The sequence below is a fragment of the Serratia sp. BNK-33-b genome (assembly GCF_048684565.1).
Lineage (GTDB): Bacteria > Pseudomonadota > Gammaproteobacteria > Enterobacterales > Enterobacteriaceae > Serratia > Serratia marcescens.
Genome location: NZ_JBLQTZ010000001.1, coordinates 591132 through 615315, shown reverse-complemented (window position 1 = coordinate 615315; position 24184 = coordinate 591132). Strand labels below are relative to the sequence as shown.

25 protein-coding genes and 1 tRNA gene are annotated in these 24184 nt (G+C 57.8%); 18 read left to right on the top strand and 8 right to left on the bottom strand.

What is annotated here, in order from left to right; genetic code table 11:
* Positions 1–31: 31 nt before the first annotated feature.
* Positions 32–1678, bottom strand: a complete 1647-nt coding sequence (gene fumA / locus ACMGGK_RS02900; RefSeq protein ID WP_016930081.1) for a class I fumarate hydratase FumA — start codon at positions 1676–1678, stop codon at positions 32–34.
* 372 nt (positions 1679–2050) lie between these two features.
* Here fumA and ACMGGK_RS02895 point away from each other — a divergent pair, with 372 nt between their 5' ends.
* The 6 genes from ACMGGK_RS02895 (at position 2051) to ruvX (ending at position 6254) form a co-directional block, all read left to right on the top strand.
* On the top strand, positions 2051–2563 hold the full coding sequence (locus ACMGGK_RS02895) for a SprT family zinc-dependent metalloprotease (protein ID WP_016930082.1): 513 nt from the start codon (positions 2051–2053) through the stop codon (positions 2561–2563).
* Positions 2564–2664: 101 nt separating this feature from the next.
* A complete protein-coding gene (gene endA / locus ACMGGK_RS02890; RefSeq protein ID WP_049300546.1) occupies positions 2665–3360 on the top strand; it encodes a deoxyribonuclease I in 696 nt (231 codons plus the stop codon).
* A 69-nt stretch (positions 3361–3429) separates the two neighbouring features.
* Positions 3430–4161 carry a 16S rRNA (uracil(1498)-N(3))-methyltransferase gene (gene rsmE / locus ACMGGK_RS02885; RefSeq protein ID WP_049300547.1) on the top strand — a complete coding sequence of 244 codons (732 nt, stop codon included), beginning with the start codon at positions 3430–3432 and terminating at the stop codon, positions 4159–4161.
* Positions 4162–4171: 10 nt separating this feature from the next.
* The gene (gshB, locus tag ACMGGK_RS02880; protein ID WP_016930084.1) at positions 4172–5122 is read left to right on the top strand and encodes a glutathione synthase; all 951 of its coding nucleotides are present in this window, start codon (positions 4172–4174) and stop codon (positions 5120–5122) included.
* 146 nt (positions 5123–5268) lie between these two features.
* Entirely contained in the window at positions 5269–5832 is a 564-nt protein-coding gene (locus tag ACMGGK_RS02875; RefSeq protein ID WP_033635940.1) for a YqgE/AlgH family protein, read from the top strand.
* A complete protein-coding gene (gene ruvX / locus ACMGGK_RS02870; RefSeq protein ID WP_015379046.1) occupies positions 5832–6254 on the top strand; it encodes a Holliday junction resolvase RuvX in 423 nt (140 codons plus the stop codon). The genes ACMGGK_RS02875 and ruvX overlap by 1 nt, the downstream gene beginning before the upstream one ends.
* Here the strand turns inward: ruvX and ACMGGK_RS02865 are convergent.
* Positions 6251–7273 carry a type IV pilus twitching motility protein PilT gene (locus ACMGGK_RS02865; RefSeq protein ID WP_420276672.1) on the bottom strand — a complete coding sequence of 341 codons (1023 nt, stop codon included), beginning with the start codon at positions 7271–7273 and terminating at the stop codon, positions 6251–6253. The two genes, ruvX and ACMGGK_RS02865, sit on opposite strands and share 4 nt — an antisense overlap.
* 20 nt (positions 7274–7293) lie before the next feature.
* Here ACMGGK_RS02865 and ACMGGK_RS02860 point away from each other — a divergent pair, with 20 nt between their 5' ends.
* The 6 genes from ACMGGK_RS02860 (at position 7294) to hemW (ending at position 11587) form a co-directional block, all read left to right on the top strand.
* Positions 7294–8001 (top strand): YggS family pyridoxal phosphate-dependent enzyme, encoded by a 708-nt coding sequence (locus ACMGGK_RS02860; RefSeq protein WP_049300549.1) that lies wholly within the window; start codon positions 7294–7296, stop codon positions 7999–8001.
* A gap of 19 nt (positions 8002–8020) precedes the next feature.
* Positions 8021–8842 (top strand): pyrroline-5-carboxylate reductase, encoded by an 822-nt coding sequence (gene proC, locus ACMGGK_RS02855; RefSeq protein ID WP_033639391.1) that lies wholly within the window; start codon positions 8021–8023, stop codon positions 8840–8842.
* Positions 8843–8873: 31 nt separating this feature from the next.
* Positions 8874–9428 carry a YggT family protein gene (locus ACMGGK_RS02850; protein WP_004937436.1) on the top strand — a complete coding sequence of 185 codons (555 nt, stop codon included), beginning with the start codon at positions 8874–8876 and terminating at the stop codon, positions 9426–9428.
* Complete coding sequence (yggU, locus tag ACMGGK_RS02845; protein ID WP_016930091.1) at positions 9425–9718, top strand: DUF167 family protein YggU; 294 nt, start codon at positions 9425–9427, stop codon at positions 9716–9718. Before ACMGGK_RS02850 ends, yggU begins: the two co-directional genes overlap by 4 nt.
* A 140-nt stretch (positions 9719–9858) precedes the next feature.
* Complete coding sequence (locus tag ACMGGK_RS02840; protein WP_016930092.1) at positions 9859–10452, top strand: XTP/dITP diphosphatase; 594 nt, start codon at positions 9859–9861, stop codon at positions 10450–10452.
* Positions 10445–11587 carry a radical SAM family heme chaperone HemW gene (gene hemW, locus ACMGGK_RS02835; RefSeq protein ID WP_048796774.1) on the top strand — a complete coding sequence of 381 codons (1143 nt, stop codon included), beginning with the start codon at positions 10445–10447 and terminating at the stop codon, positions 11585–11587. The genes ACMGGK_RS02840 and hemW overlap by 8 nt, the downstream gene beginning before the upstream one ends.
* 36 nt (positions 11588–11623) lie before the next feature.
* Here hemW and ACMGGK_RS02830 read toward each other — a convergent pair whose 3' ends face one another.
* The 5 genes from ACMGGK_RS02830 to trmB form a co-directional block, all read right to left on the bottom strand.
* Positions 11624–11872, bottom strand: a complete 249-nt coding sequence (locus ACMGGK_RS02830) for a DUF2442 domain-containing protein (protein WP_151254410.1) — start codon at positions 11870–11872, stop codon at positions 11624–11626.
* 90 nt (positions 11873–11962) lie between these two features.
* Positions 11963–12685, bottom strand: coding sequence for a DUF2884 domain-containing protein (locus tag ACMGGK_RS02825; RefSeq protein WP_033639389.1), 723 nt, complete (start codon positions 12683–12685; stop codon positions 11963–11965).
* 30 nt (positions 12686–12715) lie between these two features.
* Complete coding sequence (gene glsB / locus ACMGGK_RS02820; RefSeq protein WP_004937414.1) at positions 12716–13639, bottom strand: glutaminase B; 924 nt, start codon at positions 13637–13639, stop codon at positions 12716–12718.
* 215 nt (positions 13640–13854) lie between these two features.
* The gene (locus ACMGGK_RS02815; protein ID WP_049300553.1) at positions 13855–14181 is read right to left on the bottom strand and encodes a YggL family protein; all 327 of its coding nucleotides are present in this window, start codon (positions 14179–14181) and stop codon (positions 13855–13857) included.
* The gene (gene trmB, locus ACMGGK_RS02810) at positions 14181–14900 is read right to left on the bottom strand and encodes a tRNA (guanosine(46)-N7)-methyltransferase TrmB (RefSeq protein WP_016930097.1); all 720 of its coding nucleotides are present in this window, start codon (positions 14898–14900) and stop codon (positions 14181–14183) included. The genes ACMGGK_RS02815 and trmB overlap by 1 nt, the downstream gene beginning before the upstream one ends.
* Positions 14901–15077: 177 nt before the next feature.
* Here trmB and mutY point away from each other — a divergent pair, with 177 nt between their 5' ends.
* From mutY to mltC, 3 genes are all read left to right on the top strand, one after another.
* The gene (gene mutY, locus ACMGGK_RS02805; protein ID WP_004937408.1) at positions 15078–16178 is read left to right on the top strand and encodes an A/G-specific adenine glycosylase; all 1101 of its coding nucleotides are present in this window, start codon (positions 15078–15080) and stop codon (positions 16176–16178) included.
* Positions 16175–16447, top strand: coding sequence for an oxidative damage protection protein (locus tag ACMGGK_RS02800; protein ID WP_004937404.1), 273 nt, complete (start codon positions 16175–16177; stop codon positions 16445–16447). The genes mutY and ACMGGK_RS02800 overlap by 4 nt, the downstream gene beginning before the upstream one ends.
* A 63-nt stretch (positions 16448–16510) precedes the next feature.
* A complete protein-coding gene (mltC, locus tag ACMGGK_RS02795; protein ID WP_004937402.1) occupies positions 16511–17587 on the top strand; it encodes a membrane-bound lytic murein transglycosylase MltC in 1077 nt (358 codons plus the stop codon).
* A gap of 48 nt (positions 17588–17635) precedes the next feature.
* Here mltC and speF read toward each other — a convergent pair whose 3' ends face one another.
* On the bottom strand, positions 17636–19801 hold the full coding sequence (speF, locus tag ACMGGK_RS02790; protein WP_049300554.1) for an ornithine decarboxylase SpeF: 2166 nt from the start codon (positions 19799–19801) through the stop codon (positions 17636–17638).
* Positions 19802–20506: 705 nt separating this feature from the next.
* Between speF and ACMGGK_RS02785 the strand changes: the two genes are divergently transcribed.
* The 3 genes from ACMGGK_RS02785 to ACMGGK_RS02775 all read left to right on the top strand — a co-directional run bounded on the left by ACMGGK_RS02785 (position 20507) and on the right by ACMGGK_RS02775 (position 24183).
* Positions 20507–20582: transfer RNA gene (locus tag ACMGGK_RS02785), tRNA-Phe, on the top strand.
* A 179-nt stretch (positions 20583–20761) separates the two neighbouring features.
* The gene (locus ACMGGK_RS02780; RefSeq protein ID WP_420276671.1) at positions 20762–22009 is read left to right on the top strand and encodes a tyrosine-type recombinase/integrase; all 1248 of its coding nucleotides are present in this window, start codon (positions 20762–20764) and stop codon (positions 22007–22009) included.
* 179 nt (positions 22010–22188) lie between these two features.
* Positions 22189–24183, top strand: coding sequence for a site-specific DNA-methyltransferase (locus tag ACMGGK_RS02775; RefSeq protein ID WP_191931057.1), 1995 nt, complete (start codon positions 22189–22191; stop codon positions 24181–24183).
* The last annotated feature ends 1 nt before the right edge of the window (position 24184 follow it).

Below are 24184 nucleotides of genomic sequence, written 5' to 3'. Positions count from 1 at the left end.
CACCACCCGCGGGCGGTGGAGGGGGCAGCGATTATTTCAGACAGCTGGCGCACTGACCGGCCTGAATCTTCTGGAAGAAGTCATTGCCTTTGTCATCCACCAGGATAAACGCCGGGAAATCTTCCACTTCAATTTTCCAGATCGCTTCCATGCCCAGCTCAGGGTACTCCACGCACTCCAGGCTCTTGATGCTCTGCTGCGCCAGCACCGCCGCCGGGCCGCCGATGCTGCCGAGGTAGAAGCCGCCGTGCTTGTGGCAGGCATCCGTCACCTGCTGGCTGCGGTTGCCTTTCGCCAGCATGATCATGCTGCCGCCGTGAGATTGTAGCAGATCGACGTAGGAATCCATACGTCCGGCGGTGGTCGGCCCCAAGGAACCGGACGCGTAGCCTTCCGGCGTTTTGGCCGGGCCGGCGTAGTAAATCGGGTGATCCTTGACGTACTGCGGCAGGCCTTCACCGCGATCCAGACGCTCTTTCAGCTTGGCGTGCGCGATATCGCGGCCGACGATGATGGTGCCGCTCAGCGACAGGCGGGTGGAAACCGGATACTGCGACAACTGTTTGAGGATCTCGGCCATCGGGCGGTTGAGATCGACCTTGATCGCTTCGCCCTCCCCGGCCTGGCGCAGCTCCTGAGGAATGAATTTACCCGGATTGTGCTCCAGTTTTTCCAGCCAGATGCCATCGCGGTTGATCTTGCCTTTGATGTTGCGATCCGCCGAGCAGGAGACGCCCATACCGACCGGGCAGGAGGCACCGTGGCGCGGCAGGCGCACCACGCGGATATCGTGCGCGAAGTATTTGCCGCCGAATTGCGCGCCCAGCCCCAGGTTTTGCGCTTCTTGCAGCAATTCCGCTTCGAGTTCCAGATCGCGGAACGCCTGGCCATGCTCGTTGCCTTCGGTCGGCAGGCCATCGTAATACTTGGTCGAGGCCAGCTTGACGGTTTTCAGCGTCGCTTCCGCCGAGGTGCCGCCGATGACGAACGCCACGTGGTACGGCGGGCAAGCCGCGGTGCCCAACGTGCGCATCTTGTCGACCAGGTAGTTTTTCAGTTTGCCCGGCGACAGCAGCGCCTTGGTTTCCTGGTACAGATAGGTTTTGTTGGCGGAGCCGCCGCCCTTGGCGATGCAAAGGAATTTGTACTCTTCGCCGTCCACGCTGTAGAGATCGATCTGCGCCGGCAGGTTGCTGCCGGTATTGACCTCTTTATACATATCCAGCGCGGCGTTCTGCGAATAGCGCAGGTTCTCTTCGATGTAGGTGTTGTAGACCCCACGCGACAGCGCTTCTTCATCGCCGCCGCCGGTCCAGACGCGCTGGCCCTTTTTGCCGACGATGATCGCCGTGCCGGTGTCCTGGCAGGTCGGTAAAATACCCTTGGCGGCGATTTCTGAGTTACGCAGAAATTGCAGCGCAACGTACTTGTCGTTTTCGCTGGCGTCCGGATCGTCGAGGATATCGGCCACCTGCTGTTGGTGCGCCGGGCGCAGCATGAACGAGGCGTCGTGGAACGCATGCTGGGCAAGCAGGGTTAACGCTTCAGGGGCAACTTTCAGTATTTCCTGGCCTTCAAACTCGCTCACGGAAACGTGGTCGCGGCTCAGCAGATAATATTCGGTATCGTCTTTCTTCAGCGGGAACGGATCTTGATAGTGGAACGGTTTATTCGACATTGATCTCTCACTTGCAACATCAGCTGCGTTAAATTCACACTTGCGGCGCGCGAGGCGGCGCCTTGTCAAAAAACTGCCTCCACCTTACGTATTTTTAATCAGTCAGTTATTGCGCCAAATCGCAAAATAACCGCTCTTTGCGTAAGGGATTACCACAGGCGGCGTTTCAACCTTGTCCGGTGAGAACTGCGGGTACAGGCTCATCATGCACGCTTTATTATCCCGCAGTTAACACATTGATTACAATCCATCGACGGCGATCGTCTTATCAATGTGGCGAAAAACCGGCGCACAGCGCCAAGAAAGCGTCGGATGCGGATTTAGGCCGGGGCATATTGTCAGCCGCCGCGCCATTGCTTAAGCTAGGCCGCAATGAACAAACCGAGAATCCCCATCGCGCTGCAACAAGCGGTGATGCGCTGCCTGCGAGAAAAGCTGCAGTTGGCACGCCGGCATTTTGCCGTCGAGTTCCCCGAACCCAGCATCGTCTATCAGCAACGCGGCACCAGCGCGGGCACCGCCTGGCTGCAAAGCTGGGAAATCCGTCTGAACCCGGTGCTGCTGCTGGAAAACCAACAGCCGTTTATCGATGAAGTGGTGCCGCACGAGCTGGCGCACCTGCTGGTGTTTCGCCAATTCGGCCGGGTGGCGCCGCACGGCCGCGAATGGCGCTGGATGATGGAAAGCGTACTGCTGACCCCCGCCAGCCGCACTCACCGTTTCGAAACCGCCTCGGTGCAAAGCAAAACCTTCCCCTACCGCTGCGGCTGCGGACAGCACCAGCTCACCATTCGCCGCCATAACCGCGTGCTGCGCGGCGAAAGCGAATACCGCTGCCGCCGGTGCGGCGAAAAACTGAAATTTCTTGCTAGCGAGAACCTTTAGTTAAACGATTTATACGTTAAAACAAGCAAATATCGCCATTTGCCACTGCCGGCAAGTTCCGTTACCCTGCCTGCTTTTCCAATTTTGAGCTGTTTTGGAATATGCTTCGCAGAATTTTGTTTATGGCGGTTTTCGCCGCAGGCGCCGTACAGGCGCACGGCATCAATAATTTTTCTCAGGCCAAGGCGGCGGCGGCCAAGATTAACCAGGATGCGCCGGGCAGTTTTTACTGCGGCTGCCGCATCGACTGGCAAGGCAAGAAGGGCATCCCAGATCTCGCCGGCTGCGGCTATCAGGTGCGTAAAAACGCCCAACGCGCGCAGCGTATCGAGTGGGAACACGTGGTGCCGGCCTGGCAGTTCGGCCACCAGCTGCAGTGCTGGCAGGACGGCGGGCGCAAGAACTGCAACAAAGACGCCACCTATCGCCAGATAGAAACCGATCTGCACAACCTGCAGCCGGCGATCGGCGAAGTGAACGGCGACCGCAACAACTTCATGTACAGCCAATGGAACGGCGGCGCGGGCCAGTACGGGCAATGCCCGATGAAGGTGGATTTCAAGAATAAACAGGCGGAGCCGCCCGCCCGCGCGCGCGGCGCCATTGCCCGCACCTACTTCTACATGCGCGATCGCTACCAGCTGCGGCTGTCACGCCAGCAAACCCGGCTGTTCGAGGTGTGGAACCGGCAATATCCGGTGAGCCAATGGGAATGTCAGCGCGAAGCACGTATCGCCAAGGTGCAGGGCAACCACAACCCCTATATTCAACAGGCTTGTCAGCAGCGGAAAAGCTAACCTACTATAGCCTTTATCTTTCATGGCGCCGCCAACCCGCGGCGCCGTTTCGTCAGGATCAGACTACCCATGCGCATACCCCGCATTTACCATCCGCAGCCGTTGACCGACCGGGCGGAGATCGCCCTCAGCGAGGACGCCGCCAACCACGTCGGGCGCGTGCTGCGCATGAGCGCCGGCCAGGCGCTGCAGCTGTTCGACGGCAGCAACCAGGTGTTCGACGCCGAGATAGTCCGGGTGGACAAAAAGAGCGTGCTGGTGCGCCTCGGCGACGGCCGCGTGGATGACATCGAATCGCCGCTCAACCTGCACCTGGGCCAGGTGATCTCGCGCGGCGAGAAGATGGAGTTCACCATCCAGAAATCCATCGAGCTGGGCGTCAACGTCATCACCCCGCTGTTTTCCGAGCGCTGCGGCGTGAAGTTGGACGGCGAGCGTCTGGCGAAGAAAATCCAGCAATGGCAAAAGATTGCCATCGCCGCCTGCGAACAGTGCGGCCGCAACCGCATTCCCGAAATCCGCGAGGCGATGTCGCTGGAAGCCTGGTGCGCCGAGCAGGACGGCAGCCTGAAACTCAACCTGCACCCGCGCGCCAGCCACAGCATCAACACGCTGCCGCAGCCGGTGGATCATGTTCGCCTGCTGATCGGCCCGGAAGGCGGTTTGTCCGCCGACGAAATCGCCATGACCACCGACCACGGATTTACTGATATTCTGCTGGGACCACGCGTTCTGCGTACCGAAACCACAGCGCTCACCGCCATTACCGCTCTGCAGGTCCGCTTCGGCGACCTGGGTTAAAGGAGAAAAGATGATTAAGCTCGGCATCGTGATGGATCCTATCGATTCCATCAACATCAAGAAAGACACCAGCTTCGCCATGCTGCTCGAAGCGCAGCGCCGCGGTTACGAATTGCACTACATGGAGATGAACGATCTCTATCTGCACGCCGGTGACGGGCGCGCGCGCACCCGCCTGCTGAGCGTGAAGGAAGACAAGGAGAGCTGGTTCAGCTTCGGCGCCGAGCAGGATCTGGCGCTGCACGAACTGGACGTGATCCTGATGCGCAAGGATCCGCCGTTCGATACCGAATACATCTATGCGACCTACATTCTGGAACGCGCCGAAGTTAAAGGCACGCTGGTGGTCAACAAGCCGCAAAGTCTGCGCGACTGCAACGAGAAGCTGTTCACCGCCTGGTTCTCGGAACTGACGCCGGATACGCTGGTCAGCCGCAGCGCCGCGCACATCCGCAAATTCCACCAGCAGCACGGCGACATCATCCTGAAACCGCTGGACGGCATGGGCGGCGCGTCTATCTTCCGCGTGAAGCAGGACGATCCTAACCTGTCGGTGATCATCGAAACCCTGACCGAACACGGCAGCCGTTTCTGCATGGCGCAGAACTTCCTGCCGGCGATCAAGGACGGCGACAAACGCATCCTGGTGGTGGACGGCGAGCCGGTGCCTTACTGCCTGGCGCGCATTCCGGCGCAGGGCGAGACCCGCGGCAACCTGGCGGCCGGCGGCCGCGGCGAAGCGCGCCCGCTGAGCGAAAGCGACTGGAAAATCGCCCGCGCCGTCGCCCCGACGCTGAAAGAGAAAGGGCTGATCTTCGTCGGCCTGGACGTGATCGGCGATCGCCTGACCGAGATCAACGTGACCAGCCCAACCTGCGCACGCGAGATTGAGGCGGCATTCCCGATTTCGATTACCGGCATGCTGATGGACGCGATTGAAAAGCGCCTGGCGGCGAAGTAATGCGTCATGCGGGCGGTATGCCGCCCGCTATCCCGTATCGCGCCCGCCAAAGCGCGCCTTTCGGCAACGGCTTGAAAGGCGGCGGGTATAGCCGCATACTGGCGGCTGTTTATTTTCTCACCCATTGATTACCTTATACTAACGCCATGAATTTACAGCACCATTTTCTGATCGCCATGCCAACGCTGCAGGATCCTCGCTTCAAACGCTCGGTGATTTACGTCTGCGAGCATAACGAAGAAGGCGCCATGGGTTTGGTGATCAATAAACCGGTGGAGCAGTTCACGGTAGCCACGGTGCTGAGCAAGCTGAAGATCATGCCGCCTGCGCGCGATCCGGCCATCAGCCTGGACAAGCCGGTGTTCGCCGGCGGCCCCCTGGCGGACGATCGCGGGTTTATCCTGCATACGCCGCGCCACGGCTTCGGCGCCAGCATTCAAATTTCGCCCAACACCATGATCACCACCTCGAAAGACGTGCTGGAAACGCTCGGCACGCCAGAGCAACCGGACGACGTGCTGGTGGCACTGGGTTATGCGGGTTGGGAAAAGGGCCAGTTGGAGCAGGAAGTATTGGAAAACGCCTGGCTGACCATCGAAGCCAACACCGACATTTTGTTCCGCACGCCGATCGCCAGCCGCTGGCGCGAGGCGGGGAACCTTTTGGGTATCGACATTCGCAGCATCGCCAACCACGCAGGACACGCCTGATGAGCAACCGCACCATTATCGCCTTCGACTTCGGCACCAAAAGCATCGGCGCGGCCGTCGGCCAGGAGTTGACCGGCAGCGCCCGCGCCTTGCCGGCTTTCAAAGCGCAGGACGGCTCGCCGGACTGGCTGAAAATCGAAAAGCTGCTGAAGGAGTGGCAACCGGATTTGGTGGTGGTCGGCCTGCCGCTGAACATGGATGGCACCGAACAACCCGTTACCGCCCAGGCGCGCAAGTTCGCCAACCGCCTGCACGGCCGCTTCGGCATCCAGATCGATCTGCATGACGAGCGTCTGAGCACCGTGGAGGCGCGCGCCAACCTGTTCGATCGCGGCGGCTTCCGCGCGCTCGACAAAGGCAGCGTGGATTCCGCCTCGGCGGTGGTTATCCTCGAAAGCTGGTTCGAACGGCAGCTGGGCTAAACGCCCGTTCCCTCCCCCGCGCAGTCCCCCAACACACCGGCGTCGATCCGCTGCTGCAAACCTTGCTCAAAGGTTTGCATGCCGGACTGCGCGCCGGTTTGCAACACGCTCGCCAACTGATGCGTTTTCCCTTCACGGATCAGGTTGCTGACCGCCGCCGTCGCCGTCAGCACTTCAAAGATCGCCACGCGTCCGCCGCCGGGGCGCCTCATCAGCTTTTGCGCGATCACCGCCTGCAGGCTGCCGGCCAGCTGGGCGCGCACATAGGGTTTCTCTTCCGCGGGAAACACGTCCACCAGCCGTTCTACCGCCTGCGGCGCGCTGCGGGTATGCAGCGTCGCCAGCACCAGGTGGCCGGTCTCCGCCGCAGTGAGCGCCAGCCGGATGGTGGCGGTATCGCGCAGCTCGCCCAGCAGGATCACATCCGGATCTTCGCGCAGCGCGGCGCGCAACGCCGCATCGAAGCTGTGGCTGTCGCGGCCGATCTCCCGCTGCTGGATCAGCGATCGCCGGCTGCGGTGCAGGAACTCGATCGGATCCTCCAGCGTCAAAACGTGCCGCTGCTGGTGCCGGTTGATCTCGTCGATCATCGCCGCCAACGTGGTGGACTTGCCGCTGCCGGTGGCGCCGGTGACCAGGATAAGCCCGTTGTCGCGCCGCAGCAACGCCGGGACAATGGCCGGCGCCGCCAGCTCGGCAAGCGAAGGCGATTGCGCGGCGATACGCCGCAACGCGAGAGAAATCCCCGCGCTTTGTTGAAAAACGTTGGCCCGCAGCCGCTCCCCGCCCGGCCTGTGCAACGCCAGATCGACCTGCCCCAGCCGCCGCAGGCTCTCGCGCTGCTGCGCATTCAGCAATCCGTCGCAGAGGGCCTGCACGCCTTGCGCCGTCAGCGTTGGCGCCGCCGCCAGCGGCTGCAGTTCACCGTCGATGCGCAACATCGGCGGATGACCGGCACAAAGGTGCAGATCGGAAGCATTATGCTTTACACTAAGGGCCACGAATTCATCGATATCCATATCACTCTCCCGGGTCAATAATGAGCACTATCCAACAGAACCTGCAGGATGTCAGAAACCGCATCGCGGCCGCCGCGCGAAATTGCGCGCGGGCGCCGGAAGAAGTTGCTCTGCTTGCAGTCAGCAAAACCAAACCTGTGGCGGCGATCGAAGAAGCCATCGCCGCCGGCCAGCGCGCCTTCGGCGAGAACTACGTGCAGGAAGGGGTAGACAAGATCCGGCATTTCGCCGAGTCGCCGCAGGGCGATGAGTTGGTGTGGCACTTTATCGGCCCGCTGCAATCCAATAAGAGTCGGCTGGTGGCGGAACATTTCGCCTGGTGTCATACCGTGGATCGGCTGCGCATCGCCCAGCGCCTGAGCGATCAGCGCCCGGCCGACATGCCGCCGCTCAACGTGCTGATTCAAATCAACATCAGCGACGAGCAAAGCAAATCCGGCATTGCGTTGGCCGAGCTGCCGGCGTTGGCCGACGCGATCGTCGCGCTGCCGAACCTGACGCTGCGCGGCCTGATGGCCATCCCGGCGCCGGAAGCGGATTATCAGCGGCAGTTGGCGGTATTCAGCCGGATGAACGACGCCTTTCTCGCCCTGCGCCAGCGTTATCCGCAGGCCGATACGCTGTCGATGGGCATGACGGACGATATGGCGGCGGCGATCGCCGCAGGCAGCACCCTGGTGCGCATCGGCACCGCAATTTTTGGCGCCCGCGACTACTCGCAGGCCTGACACACAGACGAGGGATTTGATGCAACATCGCAAGATTACCTTTATCGGCGCCGGCAATATGGCGCGTGCAATCATCGCCGGCCTGGTGGCGGGCGGCTATCCAGCCAAATCCATCAGCGTCTGCGCCCCCTCGGCGAAAAACCGTGACGCACTGGCGGCGGACTACGGCATCGTCAGCAGCGGCGACAACGTCGCCTGCGCGCGCGAGGCCGAGGTGGTGGTGCTGGCGGTCAAACCGCAGCTGATGGCCGACGTTTGCCAGCCGCTGCGCGAGCAGGTCGATTTCAGCGGCAAGCTGGTGCTGTCGATCGCCGCCGGCATTCAGGTCAGCCGTTTCTATCAGCTGCTCGGCGACAAGCTGGACATCGTGCGCATCATGCCCAACACTCCGTCGCTGGTCGGCAAGGGCATGAGCGGGCTGTACGCGCCGGCGCAGGTCAGCCAGCGGGATCGCGATTACACCGGCGATTTAATGGCGTCGGTCGGTAAAGTTTGCTGGGTCGATGACGAAAATGGCATCAACGGCGTGATCGCCGCCGCGGGCAGCGCCCCGGCCTATTTCTTCCTGTTTATGGAGGCGATGCAAAAAGAGGCCGAGCGCATGGGCTTCGACAGCCAGACCGCGCGCGATCTGGTGCAACAGGCCGCTTCCGGCGCCGCCGCATTGGTGGAAGCCAACCCGGATACGCCGCTGGGCACGCTGCGCGAACAGGTGACCTCCAAAGGCGGCACTACCGCCGAAGCGCTGCGGGTGTTCAACGAACGCCAACTGCCGGAAACCGTGGGGCAAGCGATGCAGGCCGCCGTTTCCCGCGCCCAAGAGATGGAAAAATTATTTTAAATAACCGCGAGTTAAGGAGAAGGACCACTTCATGCTAACGCTGACTTTCCTGGTCAAGACCGTTATTGATCTGTACGTGATGGTGCTGTTGCTGCGCATTTGGATGCAGTGGGCGCGCACCGATTTTTACAACCCGTTCTCACAGTTTGTGGTGAAGATCACCCAGCCGGTGGTCGGCCCACTGCGCCGCATCATCCCGTCACTGGGGCCCATCGACAGCGCTTCGCTGCTGCTGGCGTTCCTGCTGATGACCATCAAGTACCCGCTGCTGCTGCTGATTCAGGGCGGCGCGATGTCGCTCAGCCCGTATAACCTGCTGTTCGGTCTGATCTCGCTGGTGAAGTCCGCCGGCTACCTGATCTTCTGGGTGATGATCATTCGTGCGCTGATGAGCTGGGTAAGCCAGGGCCGCAGCCCGATCGACTACGTGATGTACCAACTGACCGAACCCTTGATGGCGCCGATCCGTCGCATCATCCCGGCGATGGGCGGCATCGACTTTTCCGCCATGGTAGTGATCCTGATCCTCTATCTGATCAACTACCTGGGCATGGATCTGTTCGGCGAGATCTGGTTCCTGCTGTGAGTGCGGTCACTCCGGTGCTGGACGGGCTGGCGATCAGGCTATATATTCAGCCGAAAGCCAGCCGCGACCAAATTATCGGCTTGCATGGCGACGAACTAAAAGTCGCCATCACCGCCCCGCCGGTCGACGGCCAAGCCAACGCCCATCTGATCAAGTTTATCGCCAAGCAGTTCAAAGTGGCGAAAAGCAACGTCACCATCGAGAAAGGCGAACTGGGGCGGCATAAACAGTTACGCATCGTGAATCCGCAACAGATCCCCGCCGTGGTCGCGGCGCTATACACAAAGTAGCTGGAGCCGCAGCAAGGCGGCAAGGGCTTGAGTCCCCAGGAGCTGGGTCACTCCAGTGACTGGGGTGAGAGCGTGCAGCCAACGCGGCTGCGGCTTCAGATACGCAGAGTATCATCGAATAATTTTCAAGGTAGTCACTTATGCAAAAAGTCGTTCTTGCCACCGGTAACCCGGGCAAAGTGCGCGAACTCGCCGACCTGTTGGCCGATTTCGGCCTGGACGTGGTCGCGCAAACCGATCTGGGCGTGGAATCCGCCGAAGAAACTGGCCTGACGTTTATCGAAAACGCCATCCTGAAAGCGCGCCATGCGGCACAGGTCACCGGCCTGCCGGCGATCGCCGACGACTCCGGTCTGGCAGTGGACGCGCTGGGCGGCGCGCCGGGCATCTACTCCGCACGCTATGCCGGCGAAGATGCCGACGATCGGCAAAACCTCGACAAGCTGCTGGCGGCGTTGAAAGACGTGGCGCCGGGCCGGCGCGGCGCGCAATTCCATTGCGTGCTGGTCTATCTGCGCCATGCGGCAGACCCGACGCCGCTGGTGTTCCACGGCAGTTGGGCCGGCGAAATCACTGAGCAGGCCGCCGGTGAAGGCGGCTTCGGTTACGACCCTGTCTTCTACGTGCCGGAGCTGGGCCGCACCGCCGCCGAGCTAAGCCGCGACGAGAAGCGGGCGATTTCGCACCGCGGCAAGGCGCTGAAGCTGATGTTGGAAGCCATGCGCAATGCTTAAGCTGCCCCCGCTGAGTCTCTACATCCATATCCCGTGGTGCGTGCAGAAATGCCCGTACTGTGACTTCAACTCCCATGCGCTGAAGGGTGACGTGCCGCATCAGGAGTACGTCGATCATCTGTTGGCGGATCTGGATGCCGACCTGCCGCTGGCCGGCGGCCGGGAAATCAGCACTATCTTTATCGGCGGCGGCACCCCCAGCCTGCTGAGCGCCGAGGCGATGCAGGCCTTGCTGGACGGGGTGCGGGCGCGCATTCGCGTCGCCGACGACGCCGAAATCACCATGGAGGCTAACCCCGGCACCGTGGAAGCCGATCGTTTCAGCGGCTACCAGCGCGCCGGCGTCAACCGCATCTCCATCGGGGTGCAAAGCTTCAGCGCCGAGAAGTTGAACCGTCTGGGGCGCATCCACGGCCCGGAAGAAGCCAAACGCGCGGCGACGCTGGCGACCGGCCTTGGCCTGCGCAGCTTCAACCTCGATCTGATGCATGGCCTGCCGGATCAGTCGCTGGAAGAGGCGCTGGACGATCTGCGCCAGGCGATCGCCCTCAATCCGCCGCACCTGTCGTGGTATCAGCTGACCATCGAGCCGAACACCCTGTTCAGCTCACGCCCGCCGGTCTTGCCGGACGACGACGCGCTGTGGGACATCTTCGAGCGCGGCCACCAGCTGCTGAGCGCCGCCGGATACCAGCAGTATGAAACCTCGGCCTACGCCAAGCCGGGCTACCAATGCCAGCACAATCTCAACTACTGGCGCTTCGGCGACTATCTGGGGATCGGCTGCGGCGCGCACGGCAAGGTGACCTTCAGCGACGGACGCATCCTGCGCACCGCCAAGACCAAGCACCCGCGCGGCTTTATGCGCGGCGACTACATGGACAAGCAGCATGAGGTGGCGGCGGCGGATCGGCCGTTCGAGTTCTTCATGAACCGCTTCCGCTTGCTGGAAGCCGCGCCGCGCGCCGACTTCGTCAACTACACCGGGCTGGCGGAAAGCGTCATTCGCCCGCAGTTGGACGAGGCGCTGGCCAAAGGCTATCTGGAAGAAACCGCGGAGCATTGGCAAATTACCGAGAAGGGCAAGCTGTTCCTCAACTCGCTGCTGGAACTGTTCCTGGCGGACGACGAATAAAAAAAAGCGCTGAATGATCAGCGCTTTTTTTCATGTTCAGGCGGCATTATGAGGGCGATGCGTCACGTCGCCACGCCCCTTCAGCAATCCCTCAACGGAAACATCCTCGTCCAACGCATCCCAATGGATGCCGCGAGCGCTGAGCTCATACCCCGCCCGCTGTTCTTGCGTCGCATTCAACAAACGCGGAAACCAGGCCAGTGGCACGCCAATAATTCGGGCGTCGCTCAGTTCGACCCACATCGTCGCATCGTCAAAGCTGACGCGTTTAGCCGAAATACTCAAGCCAAGCCTCCAAAAACAATGCCTGATAGGTATCAACCAGAATTTCGCTTCGCCTCAGCGTCTCTGATATGGATATGCGATATCTATCCGTTACTTCAACGCCTTCAGCAGATCCTTGCGCTGGGTTTCCAGTGCGGTGACGCGGTTGCACACGTCATGACCGAAGTTCTGGAAGTCCTGCTCCTGATTGTTCCATTCGTTCTGGATCGCCTTCTGCAAGCCGCCCAGGTTGCCCATGATCGCCTGCAGCGGGTTGCCGCCGCTATTGGCGGCCTGTTTGACGCCCATCTCGTTCAGGCTGTCCTGCAGCACGCCGCCCATGCTCTGCTGCACGATGTTGCGGCCGTCCTGTTCCACCTGGTCAATCGCCTGGTGGTGGAAGGTCAGACCGTCGCTGCGGTGCTCGATGATGCGGTTCATCTGCTGTTTCAGTTGGCCGTTCAGGGTGGTCAGCCGGTTGCGCACGTTGCTGTTGCTGCCCAGCTCTTTAACGATCACTTTATCCAGCGCTGCGCGGGCTTTCTCCAGGTGTTTCTGCGCGCCGTCGTCGATCCACGGCAGTTGCTTGCGCAAGGCGCTCTGGTAACTGAAGGCTTTCTGCCGCTGGCTGTCGTTCAGGCTCAGCGCCTGGCCGTTGCGGATCACGTCGCCATCCGGCGATATTTGCAGGTCGCCGCTGGCGCCTTTCACCTGCACGCTCTGCGGGCTGATGATCACATCGTCTTGGGGTTTAACGCTGCATTGGTACTCGGCGTGGGCCTGCGCGGCAGTCGCCGCCAGCAGCAGTAAGGCTAACCCGGTTTTCTTCAACATAGCTTCTCCTGACTCCCATCCAGACTGGGATTAAAAAATCGAACGACCGATACGTTGAGACAACAGTTCCAGCGCCGCAGTTCCCGCCAGCGAGTTGCCGGAAGCATCCAGCTCCGGCGACCAAACGACGATCGACAGCTCGTCCGGCACGATGGCCACGATGCCGCCGCCCACGCCAGACTTGCCCGGCATCCCCACCCGATAGGCGAATTCGCCGGCGCCGTCGTACATGCCGCTGGTCATCATCAGGGCGTTGATCTGCCGGGCCTGCAGCGGGCTGATCACCGCCTCGCCGCTGAGATCGCGGCCGTGATTGGCCAGATAGACGAAGCTGCGCGCCAGTTCCACGCAGCTCATGCGCAGCGCGCAGTAGTGGAAATAGGTTTGCAGCACGGTGATGACGTCGTTTTCGAAGTTGCCGAACGATTTCATCAGATAGGCGATGGCCGCATTGCGATCGGAGTGTTCGAACTCGGAGCGCGCCACCCGCAGGTCATAGGCCAGGTCGTCTTCGCCGGCCAACTGACGCACCACCTCCAGCATGCGCTGTTTGGGGGCGCTGAGCCGGGTTTGCAGCATGTCGCACACCACCAGCGCGCCGGGGTTGATAAACGGATTGCGCGGTTTGCCCTGTTCCATCTCCAGCTGCAGCAGCGAATTGAACGGCAGGCCGGAAGGCTCTTTGCCGACGCGCCGCCAGATCTCAGGCTCCTGATAGCGCGTCAGCGCCAGCGTCAGGCTCAGCACTTTGGAGATCGACTGGATGGAGAAGCGCTCCGCGGCGTCGCCGGCCTGGAACAGTTCGCCATCCACCGTACACACGGCGATCGCCAGCCGATCGGCGGGCACTTCCGCCAACGCCGGGATGTAGTCGGCCACTTTTCCCTGGCCAATCAGCGGGCGCACCTGTTGCAGGATCTCTTCCAGCAACGCGTTATCCAATGTTGTTACCACCTCGGTCACACTCCGGGCAAAACAAAGGCGCCGTTAAGGCACCTTAAATCCATCCCCGTCATACTTGAATCCGCATCTGTGTTGGCTGCGAGCGCTCACCCCAGTCACTTACTGAAGTAAGCTCCTGGGGAATCACCCTCTTGCCGCCGTGATGCGAATCCAATTATTTAGGGGGAAATAAGCGGCGCGAAGCCGCGCTCATCGGGCAGCCGCGATCAATCCCACCAGATATCGAACAGATCGCTGACCTTAACGTCGGTCAGTTTGCGCGCTTCCAGCCAGCTTTTCACCAGTTCGCGATGCTCGTCGGTGCAGTGGCCGATCTTCTGCAGGCAGATCAGACCTTCCCACTGCAGGTAGCCGCTGCCGTCAAACGCCAGGCCGTTCGGCTCGATCACTTCATCGATGAAGGTATCCAGCGTGCTGTCGATGTCTTCCACCGACGTGCCTTCGGCGAAGCGCCAGGCTACGGAGAAACCCAGCTCCTGAAATTCTTCAATGTGCAACTTTTTACGTAAACGACGACTGCGGTTCTTAGCCATTATTCTTTCCTCTCAAACATCAAGTCCCAAACGCCATGTCCCAGGCGCTGGCCGCGTAATTCAAATTTCGTCAATGGGCGCGAATCCGGACGCGGCACATAATCATTATCGCTGGAAAGATTACGGTAGCCTGCGACCCCGTTCATAACCTCTAACATATGTTCCGCATAAGGTTGCCAATCGGTGGCCATGTGGAAGACCCCGCCGGTCTTCAGCTTGCGCAGCACCAGTTCGACAAACGGCGTTTGCACGATGCGGCGCTTGTTGTGGCGCGCCTTGTGCCACGGATCGGGGAAGAACAGCTGCACCATGTCCAGCGAGCCGTCCGGGATCATGTTTTCCAGCACTTCAACCGCATCGTGGCACATCACGCGCAGGTTGCTCAGCTTCGCCTCGTGGGCGTCGGCCAGGCAGGCGCCCACGCCCGGCGAGTGCACTTCGATCCCTAAAAAGTTCTGCTGCGGATTATTGCCCGCCATGGTCACCAGCGAGGCGCCCATGCCAAAACCGATCTCCAGCACCGTCGGCGCTTCGCGGCCGAACAGCGCGGCGAGATCGACAGCCTCAGCCTGATACTCCACGCCCATCACCGGCCAATAGTTCTCCAGCGCGTGCTGCTGGCCTTTGGTCAGCCGCCCCTGGCGGCGGACAAAACTGCGGATACGGCGCATCGCGCGGCCGTTCTCATCAAATTCCGGGGAGATGACGTCATTAATCATAGTGCTTTCTGTCTGTTTGGCTGCCAATTAGGGAAACGCGCATTATGCAAAGATACATTGGTTTAGCAAGTGTTCATCTTCTGTACCCGCCGTGCGGCGTCGGAAAGTTCCGGTTTACAGCACCATGACTCTATGCTGCAATCTCGCTTCATTTTCTGCCGGATAACGACGCTGCTCATGATGCAAGCACAACAATTCGCACAGGTGGTGCTTGACTGGTATCAGCGCTACGGCCGCAAAACCCTGCCGTGGCAGCTGGAAAAAACCGCCTATCAAGTATGGCTCTCCGAGGTGATGTTGCAACAGACCCAGGTTGCCACCGTCATTCCTTATTTTCAGCGCTTTATGGCCCGTTTTCCCAACGTGCGCGCGCTGGCGGAAGCCCCGCTGGACGAAGTGCTGCATCTGTGGACCGGCCTCGGCTATTACGCCCGCGCCCGCAATCTGCACAAAGCGGCGCAGACCATTGTCGCACAGCACGGCGGCGAGTTCCCGACAACCTTCGCAGAAATCGCCGATTTACCGGGCGTCGGCCGTTCCACCGCCGGCGCGGTGCTGTCGTTGGCGCTGGGCCAACACTATCCGATCCTCGACGGCAACGTGAAACGCGTGCTGGCCCGCTGCTACGCGGTGGAAGGCTGGCCGGGCAAAAAAGAGGTCGAAAACCGGCTGTGGAAAATCAGCGAAGAGGTCACCCCGGCGCAGGGCGTCGGCCAGTTCAACCAGGCGATGATGGATCTGGGCGCCATGGTCTGCACTCGTTCCAAGCCCAAGTGTGAACTCTGCCCGCTCAACGTCGGCTGTCTGTCTTACGCCAACCACAGCTGGGCCAACTACCCCGGCAAGAAACCCAAACAGACCCTGCCGGAAAAAACCGCCTACTTCTTATTGCTGCAGCACGGCGACCGCGTGTGGCTGGAACAGCGCCCGGCGGTGGGCCTGTGGGGCGGCCTGTTCTGCTTCCCGCAGTTCAGCGCGCGCGTGGATTTGGAACTCTGGCTGCAGCAGCGCGGTCTGAAAGGCAAGCGCCTGGAACAGCTGACCGCATTTCGCCACACGTTCAGCCATTTCCATCTCGATATCGTGCCGATGTGGCTGTCGCTCGACGCGGCGGGCAGCGGCATGGATGAGGGCGCGGGTCTCTGGTATAACTTAGCGCAGCCGCCGTCGGTCGGGCTGGCAGCGCCGGTGGATCGCCTGTTGCAACAGCTGGCGAAGCAGCCCCCGATCCAACAAAACTTATATGGCGATAGCGCCATCGACGAGGAATTAGCATGAGCCGCACCATTTTTTGTACTTTCCTGCAGCGCGACGCCGAAGGCCAGGACTTCCAGCTTTATCCCGGCGACGTCGGCAAGCGCATCTACAACGAGATCTCCAAGGAAGCCTGGGGCGAGTGGATGAAGAAGCAGACCATGCTGATCAACGAGAAGAAGCTGAACATGATGAACGTGGATGACCGCAAACTGCTGGAAGAGGAAATGATCAAGTTCCTGTTCGAAGGGCACGACGTGCACATCGAAGGCTATACGCCGCCAAGCGAATAACGCTGTTGGGGCCAGGCGCTGGCCCGCTTCAATCCTCTTATACTTCTTCCAAACGGCTTTAAGATGAAGAAAATTTTAGCTTTGCTCGTAATAGCGCCTTTGCTGATCTCCTGTTCCGGCAAAAAAAGTGAAGAAATCAACGAAGCCTGGATCAAAGACACCAACGGCTTCGACATTCTGATGGGGCAATTCGCTCACAACATCGAGAACATCTGGGGTCTGAACGAAGTTCTGATCGCCGGGCCGAAAGACTACGTCAAATATACCGACCAATACCAAACCCGCAGCCACATCAACTTCGACACCGGCGCCATCACCATCGAAACCATCGCCACCACCGATCCCGCCGCGCACCTGCGCCAGGCGATCATCAGCACGCTGCTGATGGGTGACGATCCGGGCTCCATCGATCTCTATTCCGACGCCAACGATATCCAGATCAGCAAAGAGCCGTTCCTGTACGGCCAGGTGCTGGATAACAAAGGCGCGCCGATCCGCTGGGAATGGCGCGCGGCGCACTTCGCCGATTACCTGCTGCAGACCAAGCTGCAAAAACGCACCTCCGGCCTGCACGTCATCTACTCGGTCACCATCCAACTGGTGCCGAACCACCTGGACAAACGTGCGCACAAATATCTGCCGATGGTGCGCAAGGCGTCGGAAAAATACGGCGTGGACGAATCGCTGATCCTGGCAATCATGCAGACCGAATCGAGCTTCAACCCCTATGCGGTGAGCGGTTCGGATGCGCTGGGCCTGATGCAGGTGGTGCAGCACACCGCCGGTAAGGATGTGTTCCAGATGCGCGGCAAATGGGGCACCCCGAGCCGCAGCTACCTGTTCGATCCGGAGAACAACATCGACACCGGCACCGCCTATCTGGCGATCCTGCAAAACAACTACCTGGGCGGCATTCAGAACCCGACCTCGCGCCGCTATGCGGTGATCACCGCCTACAACGGCGGCGCCGGCAGCGTGCTGCGGGTGTTCTCCAGCGACAGGACGCGCGCGGTGGGCATCATCAACGGCATGCAGCCGGGCGACGTGTACCAAACGCTGACCACCAAGCACCCGGCCGCCGAGTCGCGCCGCTATCTGGTGAAAGTGAATACCGCGCAGAAGAGCTACCGCAGGAAGTAGCGCTTCCCGCGTGGATGGAAGAAGGGCCGGTGCGAACCGGCCCTTTTTTCATGGCTTGATCATATAGCCGAAGATGCGCTTCCAGCCGTGATCTTTTTTCTCGATGTAGACCCCCTGCAGCTCCGGCGAGAAGCCCGGCAGGCGGTTGATGCCCTCCTCCAGCGCCAGGAAGTAGCGCTGCGCCGCGCCGCCCCACACTTCGCCCGGCACCACGCACAGTACGCCCGGCGGGTACGGCAGGGCCCCCTCCGCCGCAATGCGCCCTTCCGCCTGGCCGATCGGCACCAGCTCGACGTTGTCGCGGATAAACTCCACGTTGGCGTCCTGCGGGTTCATCACCACCGGCGGGAAATGATCCTGACGGAACATCTCCTTTTGCAGCTGCTTGACGTCAAAGCTGACGTACAGATCGTGCATCTCCTGACACAGCCGGCGAATGCTGTAGCCGCGGTAACGCTGCTCGTTCTTGCGGTACACCGTCGGCAGCACCACGCTCAGCGGCGCATCCACTTCGACATAACGTTCGAACTGCGCCAGCATCTCCACCAGTTGTTCCATCTTGGCCGGGTTCTCCGCCGGGGTCAGCAGGAACAGGATCGAGTTGAGATCGCACTTCTCCGGCACGATGCCGTTCTCGCGCAGGAAGTTGGCCAGAATGGTGGCCGGCACGCCGAACTCGGTGTATTGGCCGGTCGAAGCGTCGATGCCCGGCGTGGTCAGCAGCAACTTGCACGGATCCACCAGATACTGGTCCTGGGCATAGCCTTCAAAGCCGTGCCACGTCTCCCCCGGCACGAAGGTGAAGAAGCGCGCGTCGTTGGCGATCAGATCGGTATCGTAATCCTGCCAGTCTTTGCCCGCCACCTGCAGCGGAATAAACGGCTTCAGCTGCGAGCAGCGCGTGAGCAGCTGTTTGCGCGTCTCGATGCCCAGCTTGACGCAGTCCATCCACATGCGGCGCCCGGCGGCGCCGGCGTGCATCTTGGCGTTGACGTCCAGCGCGGCGAACAGCGGATAGAACGGGCTGGTCGACGCATGCAGCATGAATGCGTTGTTCAGGTGCTTGTGGTTGCAGTGGCGCTTTTGCCCTTTGATGTGGTCGTCTTTCTTGTGGATCTGCGAGGTCTGCGAGAACCCCGCCTGCTGTTTATGCACCGACTGGGTGACGAAGATCCCCGGATCGTGCTCGTCCAGCTCCAGCAGCAGCGGCGAGCACTCTTTCAGCATCGGAATAAAGCCTTCGTAGCCCACCCAGGCGGAGTCGAACAGGATGTAGTCGCACAGGTGGCCGATGGTGTCGATCACCTGGCGAGCGTTGTAAATCGTGCCGTCGTAAGTGCCGAGCTGAATGATCGCCAACCGGAACGGCCGCGCCGCCGCGGCTTTCTCCGGCGCAACCTCGCGGATCTGCTCGCGCAGATAGCGTTCGTCGAAGCAGTGCGCATCGATGCCGCCGATAAAGCCGAAAGGGTTGCGGGCGGTTTCCAGATAGATCGGCGTGGCGCCGGCCTGGATCAGCGCCCCGTGGTGGTTGGATTTGTGGTTGTTGCGATCGAACAGTACCAGATCGCCGCGGGTCAGCAGCGCGTTGGTCACCACCTTGTTGGCCGCCGAGGTGCCGTTGAGCACGAAGTAGGTTTTATCGGCGTTGAACACCCGCGCCGCGTGCTTTTGCGCATCCTTGGCCGAGCCTTCGTGGATCAGCAGATCGCCCAACTTGACGTCGGCGTTGCACATATCGGAACGGAACAGGGTCTCGCCGTAGAAATCAAAAAACTGCCGGCCGGCCGGGTGTTTACGGAAGAACTCGCCGCCCTGATGCCCTGGGCAGGCGAAGGTCGAGTTTTCCATCTCGACGTAGGTCTTCAGCGTTTTGAAGAACGGCGGCAGCAGCGCCTGCTCATAGGCGTCGGCGGCGGCCTCCAGCTGCGCCATGTAGAACGGCTTGCTGGCGCCGGCCAGCAGCGCGAAAACCCCACTGACAAACGGCAGATAGTCCGGCGAGAGATGCTCGTCCCCTTCCACCGCCACGAAGGTCGGAATGTCGAACCCCGTCGCCTGCAAACGCGCCAGAATGCCGGCGTTCACGTCGGCGACCGACACCACCACCGCCGCCACGTCGGTGTAGTCCGTCTGCTCTACGCGCACGATCTGGCGCAGCGTCTCAATGGTGGCGACCAGGCTGGCGCTGGTCGCGATTTTCAATTCTTTCATCATGCTGACTCTCAAACGGTGAAGGATGAGGGTGTGCCACCGGCACGGTAATGAGATAACGCGGTTATCCCGGTAAAAGCGATACCCGGGCACGGCAGCATAAGCGGCGTGCGTGACCGGCTCATGATCGGGGATCATCAGGCGGCTATCGGGGGAACTGGTCTTGGCAGCGTCCGACAGACATCAGTAAAATCAGGGCCGCAGCGCTGGCTTTACGCATGCCTAACAGCGAGCGTCAGGCGGCCTTACAGCATGGCCGGCAGGCGTATTCGGGCGGATGACGTGCGGAGGAAACAACGGCGGAACGGTGGCGGCGTCAGATGTCTGGTGCGCAGCAGCGCTTGAGCAACAAAACCAGTCATGCCAATAACCCTCTGGCTTATAAGAAGCGGGAACACCGTTAGCGAACGGAGAGTGCTAAAATTTGCGCAATGATTGCATGATTCGTTGCGGGGTTCAAGCGAGAATCGTCTTGATTGAACGTCCGTTGACCAAGATATAATCCATTGTTATTTAATTGAAAAATAATAAATGGCGCGTTCTAGAGTAGTATAAATACACGTTTTATATGCATATTTATTGAATGAGGATATCCTCCCGTCCCCCGCCCCTCCGGGCTCGCTGCCTGAAAATAGAGCAACCGATCGGCTTTGTGACAGAAAGCGATTGACGCCATCCGGCCAATACGGTTTAATGCGCCCCGTTGCCCGGATAGCTCAGTCGGTAGAGCAGGGGATTGAAAATCCCCGTGTCCTTGGTTCGATTCCGAGTCCGGGCACCACTTATTCATACACGGACGTCCATTGACGTCCGTTTTTCTTTTTAAAGTCAATAAACTATCTACTTTATCCCCTTCCCTGACGTTCATTAACATTCATCAACATCCACATTGCCTTGATGGTATATCTGTTGGTATTGTTAGTTCGATACGTTTTGTACCATCACAGGGAGGGGTAAACGATGGCTCTCACTGATGTCAAAGTAAGAAATGCCAAGCCCGCTGACAAGCCTGTAAAGCTGACTGACGGCAATGGCATGCATCTTCTTATTCATCCTAATGGCTCCAAATACTGGCGTCTACAATACCGCTTTGCAGGAAAACAAAAGCTACTGGCTCTTGGGGTCTACCCTGCAGTCTCTCTTGCTGATGCCCGTAACCGTAGAGATGATGCCAGAAGATTAATTGCTGCTGGTATTGACCCCTCCGAAAAGAAAAAATCTGAAAAGGTAGAGCAAAGCGGCGCTCTTGCTTTTGAGTCCGTTGCCAGAGACTGGCATGCAAGCAACATCAACTGGTCAGAAACACATGCTGAAAGAGTGCTGAACAGCCTTACCAACCATGTGTTCCCTGTTATTGGTAAACGAAACATTACCGACCTCAAAACCCGTGACCTACTCCAACCAATTAAGGCGGCTGAAAAGTCCGGGCATCTTGAGATTGCAGCCCGTCTCCAGCAACGTATCACCGCTATCATGCGATATGCTGTCCATAACAGTATTATCGATAGTAACCCTGCTCAGGACTTAGCTGGAGCCATTGCAACAGCGAAACGAGTCCATCGCCCGGCTCTTCCATTTGAACGCATTACAGAGCTTCTCAGCCGTATTGAGAGCTACAGAGGAAGACTGCTCACCCGCCTTGCTGTTCGACTCACTTTACTGACTTTTGTTCGTTCAAGTGAGATGCGTTTTGCCCGCTGGTCTGAAATTGATTTCAAGAATGCGCTCTGGACGATACCTGCAGAACGTGACGAACTTCAAGGAGTGAAACACTCCAGCCGTGGCTCTAAGATGAAAACCCCTCACCTTGTCCCATTAAGCAAGCAGGCAATAGCAACCCTGAGAGAAATTCAGAAGCTCAGTGGAGATCAGGAAATCATCTTCATTGGTGATCATTATGCCTATAAGCCCATGAGTGAAAACACTATCAACAACGCGCTTCGTAAAATGGGCTATGACACCAAAACAGAAGTTTGTGGACATGGTTTCCGCTCTATGGCCTGTAGTGCCTTGATTGAATCCGGCTTATGGTCAAAAGATGCTGTTGAACGTCAAATGAGCCATCAGGAGCGTAACCATGTTCGCGCCGCCTACATCCATCTTGCTGAACATCTCGATGAGCGGAGGCTAATGCTTCAGTGGTGGGCTGACTATCTTGATGGCAATCGAGATAGAGCGGTCAGGCCGTTTGAGTTTGCCCGCAGTTGATCGTTTTGAGTTTGAAATTCAAGGCTAACCGCTTGATAACCCATTACATAGCAGCATGTAACCCTTTGTTTTGAATATATTTGAATAGCCATCATTGGTTGATGGCTATGACTTCATACCGTAGAATGTTTACCAATTTCAGGCACCGATTTCCCGTGACTTCAGGACGGATACTTTTTATGAATAAACTAACTTCTGATATGACAGAACTACAATCAATGAATATAACGGAAGATAATATTAGCAAACTTAAACCTTTGTTTCCTGAAGCATTTAATGAAGGAAGCATTGATTTTGATGTTTTGAAACAGCTTTTGGGTGTAAATGTAGACGAAAAAGAAGAGCGCTATGGCCTGAACTGGCATGGTAAACGTCAGGCTCGCCAGCTTGCTCTAATCCCTTCCCGTGGCACTTTACGTCCATGTAAAGATGAAAGTGTTGATTGGGATAACACCCAAAATATTATGATCGAAGGTGATAACCTTGAAGTGTTGAAGCTTCTTCAAAAAAGTTATGCCGGAAAAGTTAAGCTTATTTATATCGATCCGCCTTACAATACCGGTAAAGATTTTGTCTATCCTGATAACTTCCAAGATAATATGAAAAATTATCTTGAAATTACTGGACAGACAGAAGACGGAGCACGTTTAAGCACAAATACAGAAACCAGTGGACGTTATCATACTGATTGGCTGAACATGATGTATCCTCGTCTTAAGCTTGCGAGAAACTTGCTTAGTGAAGATGGTGTTATTTTTATTTCTATCGATGACTCAGAAATAGAGAATCTGAAAATCACCTGTAATGATATTTTTGGTGAAGACAACTTCATATCAACTATATCACGACTAATGAAAACTGGCGGTGCAAAAGGGAATTTTTTCACGCCAAATGTTGAATTTATTTTAGTTTACGCAAAAAATATCAACAGAGCGACTCATTTCAGAGCAAAGATTGGTGCAGAACAAATTGCAACTTATTATAACAAAACACAGAGCGGCGGCATACGCGATGGTGAAATTTATGGTGAAGAAAGGCTTTATAAAGCTAGCTTGGATGCAAGGGCTAACCAACGCTACTGGATAGAATGTCCAGATGGTAGTTTTGTTATTCCTCCGGGTTCCACTTTCCCCAACAGTGTGAAAGAAGGAGTGCAGATCACTCCTGAACGAGGTGATGGTGTATGGAAATGGACGTACACAAGATATAAAGAGGAATATAACCTCGGGAATATTGTTTTCAAAGAAACCACTACATCAGCACTTGTAGATGAAGAAGGGAAGCAGGCAAAATATAACATATACAACAAGCTTTGGTTAAAAGATCAGCAAGAAAAAGGAATGGTGCCGGGAAATTTAATAAATAAATGGGAGAACAGACAAAGTTCTAAAGAATTAAAAGAACTTGGCATACCATTTGATTTTGCTAAGCCCACAAACCTTCTGAAATATCTCGTTGAAATTTCTAGAGTTAAAGAAAATGAAATTGTCATGGATTTCTTTGCTGGTTCAGGCTCCTTTGGCCATAGCCTTTACAAGTACAATGCCGAAAACAACACTTCGCTGAAATATATATTAGTTCAGTTACCCGAAAAATTATCATTTGATAATCAGGAGCAAAAACAGGCATATAACTTTTGTGTCCAAGAAAGGCTACCAAAAACTATCTGTGAATTAACCAAAGAGCGCCTGCGTCGTGCAGGTAAAAAAGTTCGTGAAGACAATCCAGAATGGAAAGGAGATGTTGGTTTTCGTGTTTTCAAACTCGATACATCTAATATCCGTCCGTGGGAAGCCACAGCAGAAACCCTTGCAGAACAGATTGACGCCTATGTAAGCCCAATCCTTGATGGCCGTAGTGAAGAAGATTTACTTACAGAGTTGATGCTTAAGCGTGGCATTGACCTGAGTGTAAACATTGAAACCCGTCAGTTTGATGGATTAACCGTTTCTTGCGTTGACGGTGGCAAATTGTTTACCTGCTTTGCTAAACAAATCCCTGCATCTTCAGTAGAAGAACTGACCAAGGGGATCATTGACTGGCATAAGAGTTTGAAGGCTGGCAAAGATACTGTCTGCTATTTCCTTGATGACGCATTTGAAAATAACGTCGCTAAAACAAATCTTTGCGCCATTCTGGAACAGCATGGCCTGACTAACCTGCACAGCCTGTAAG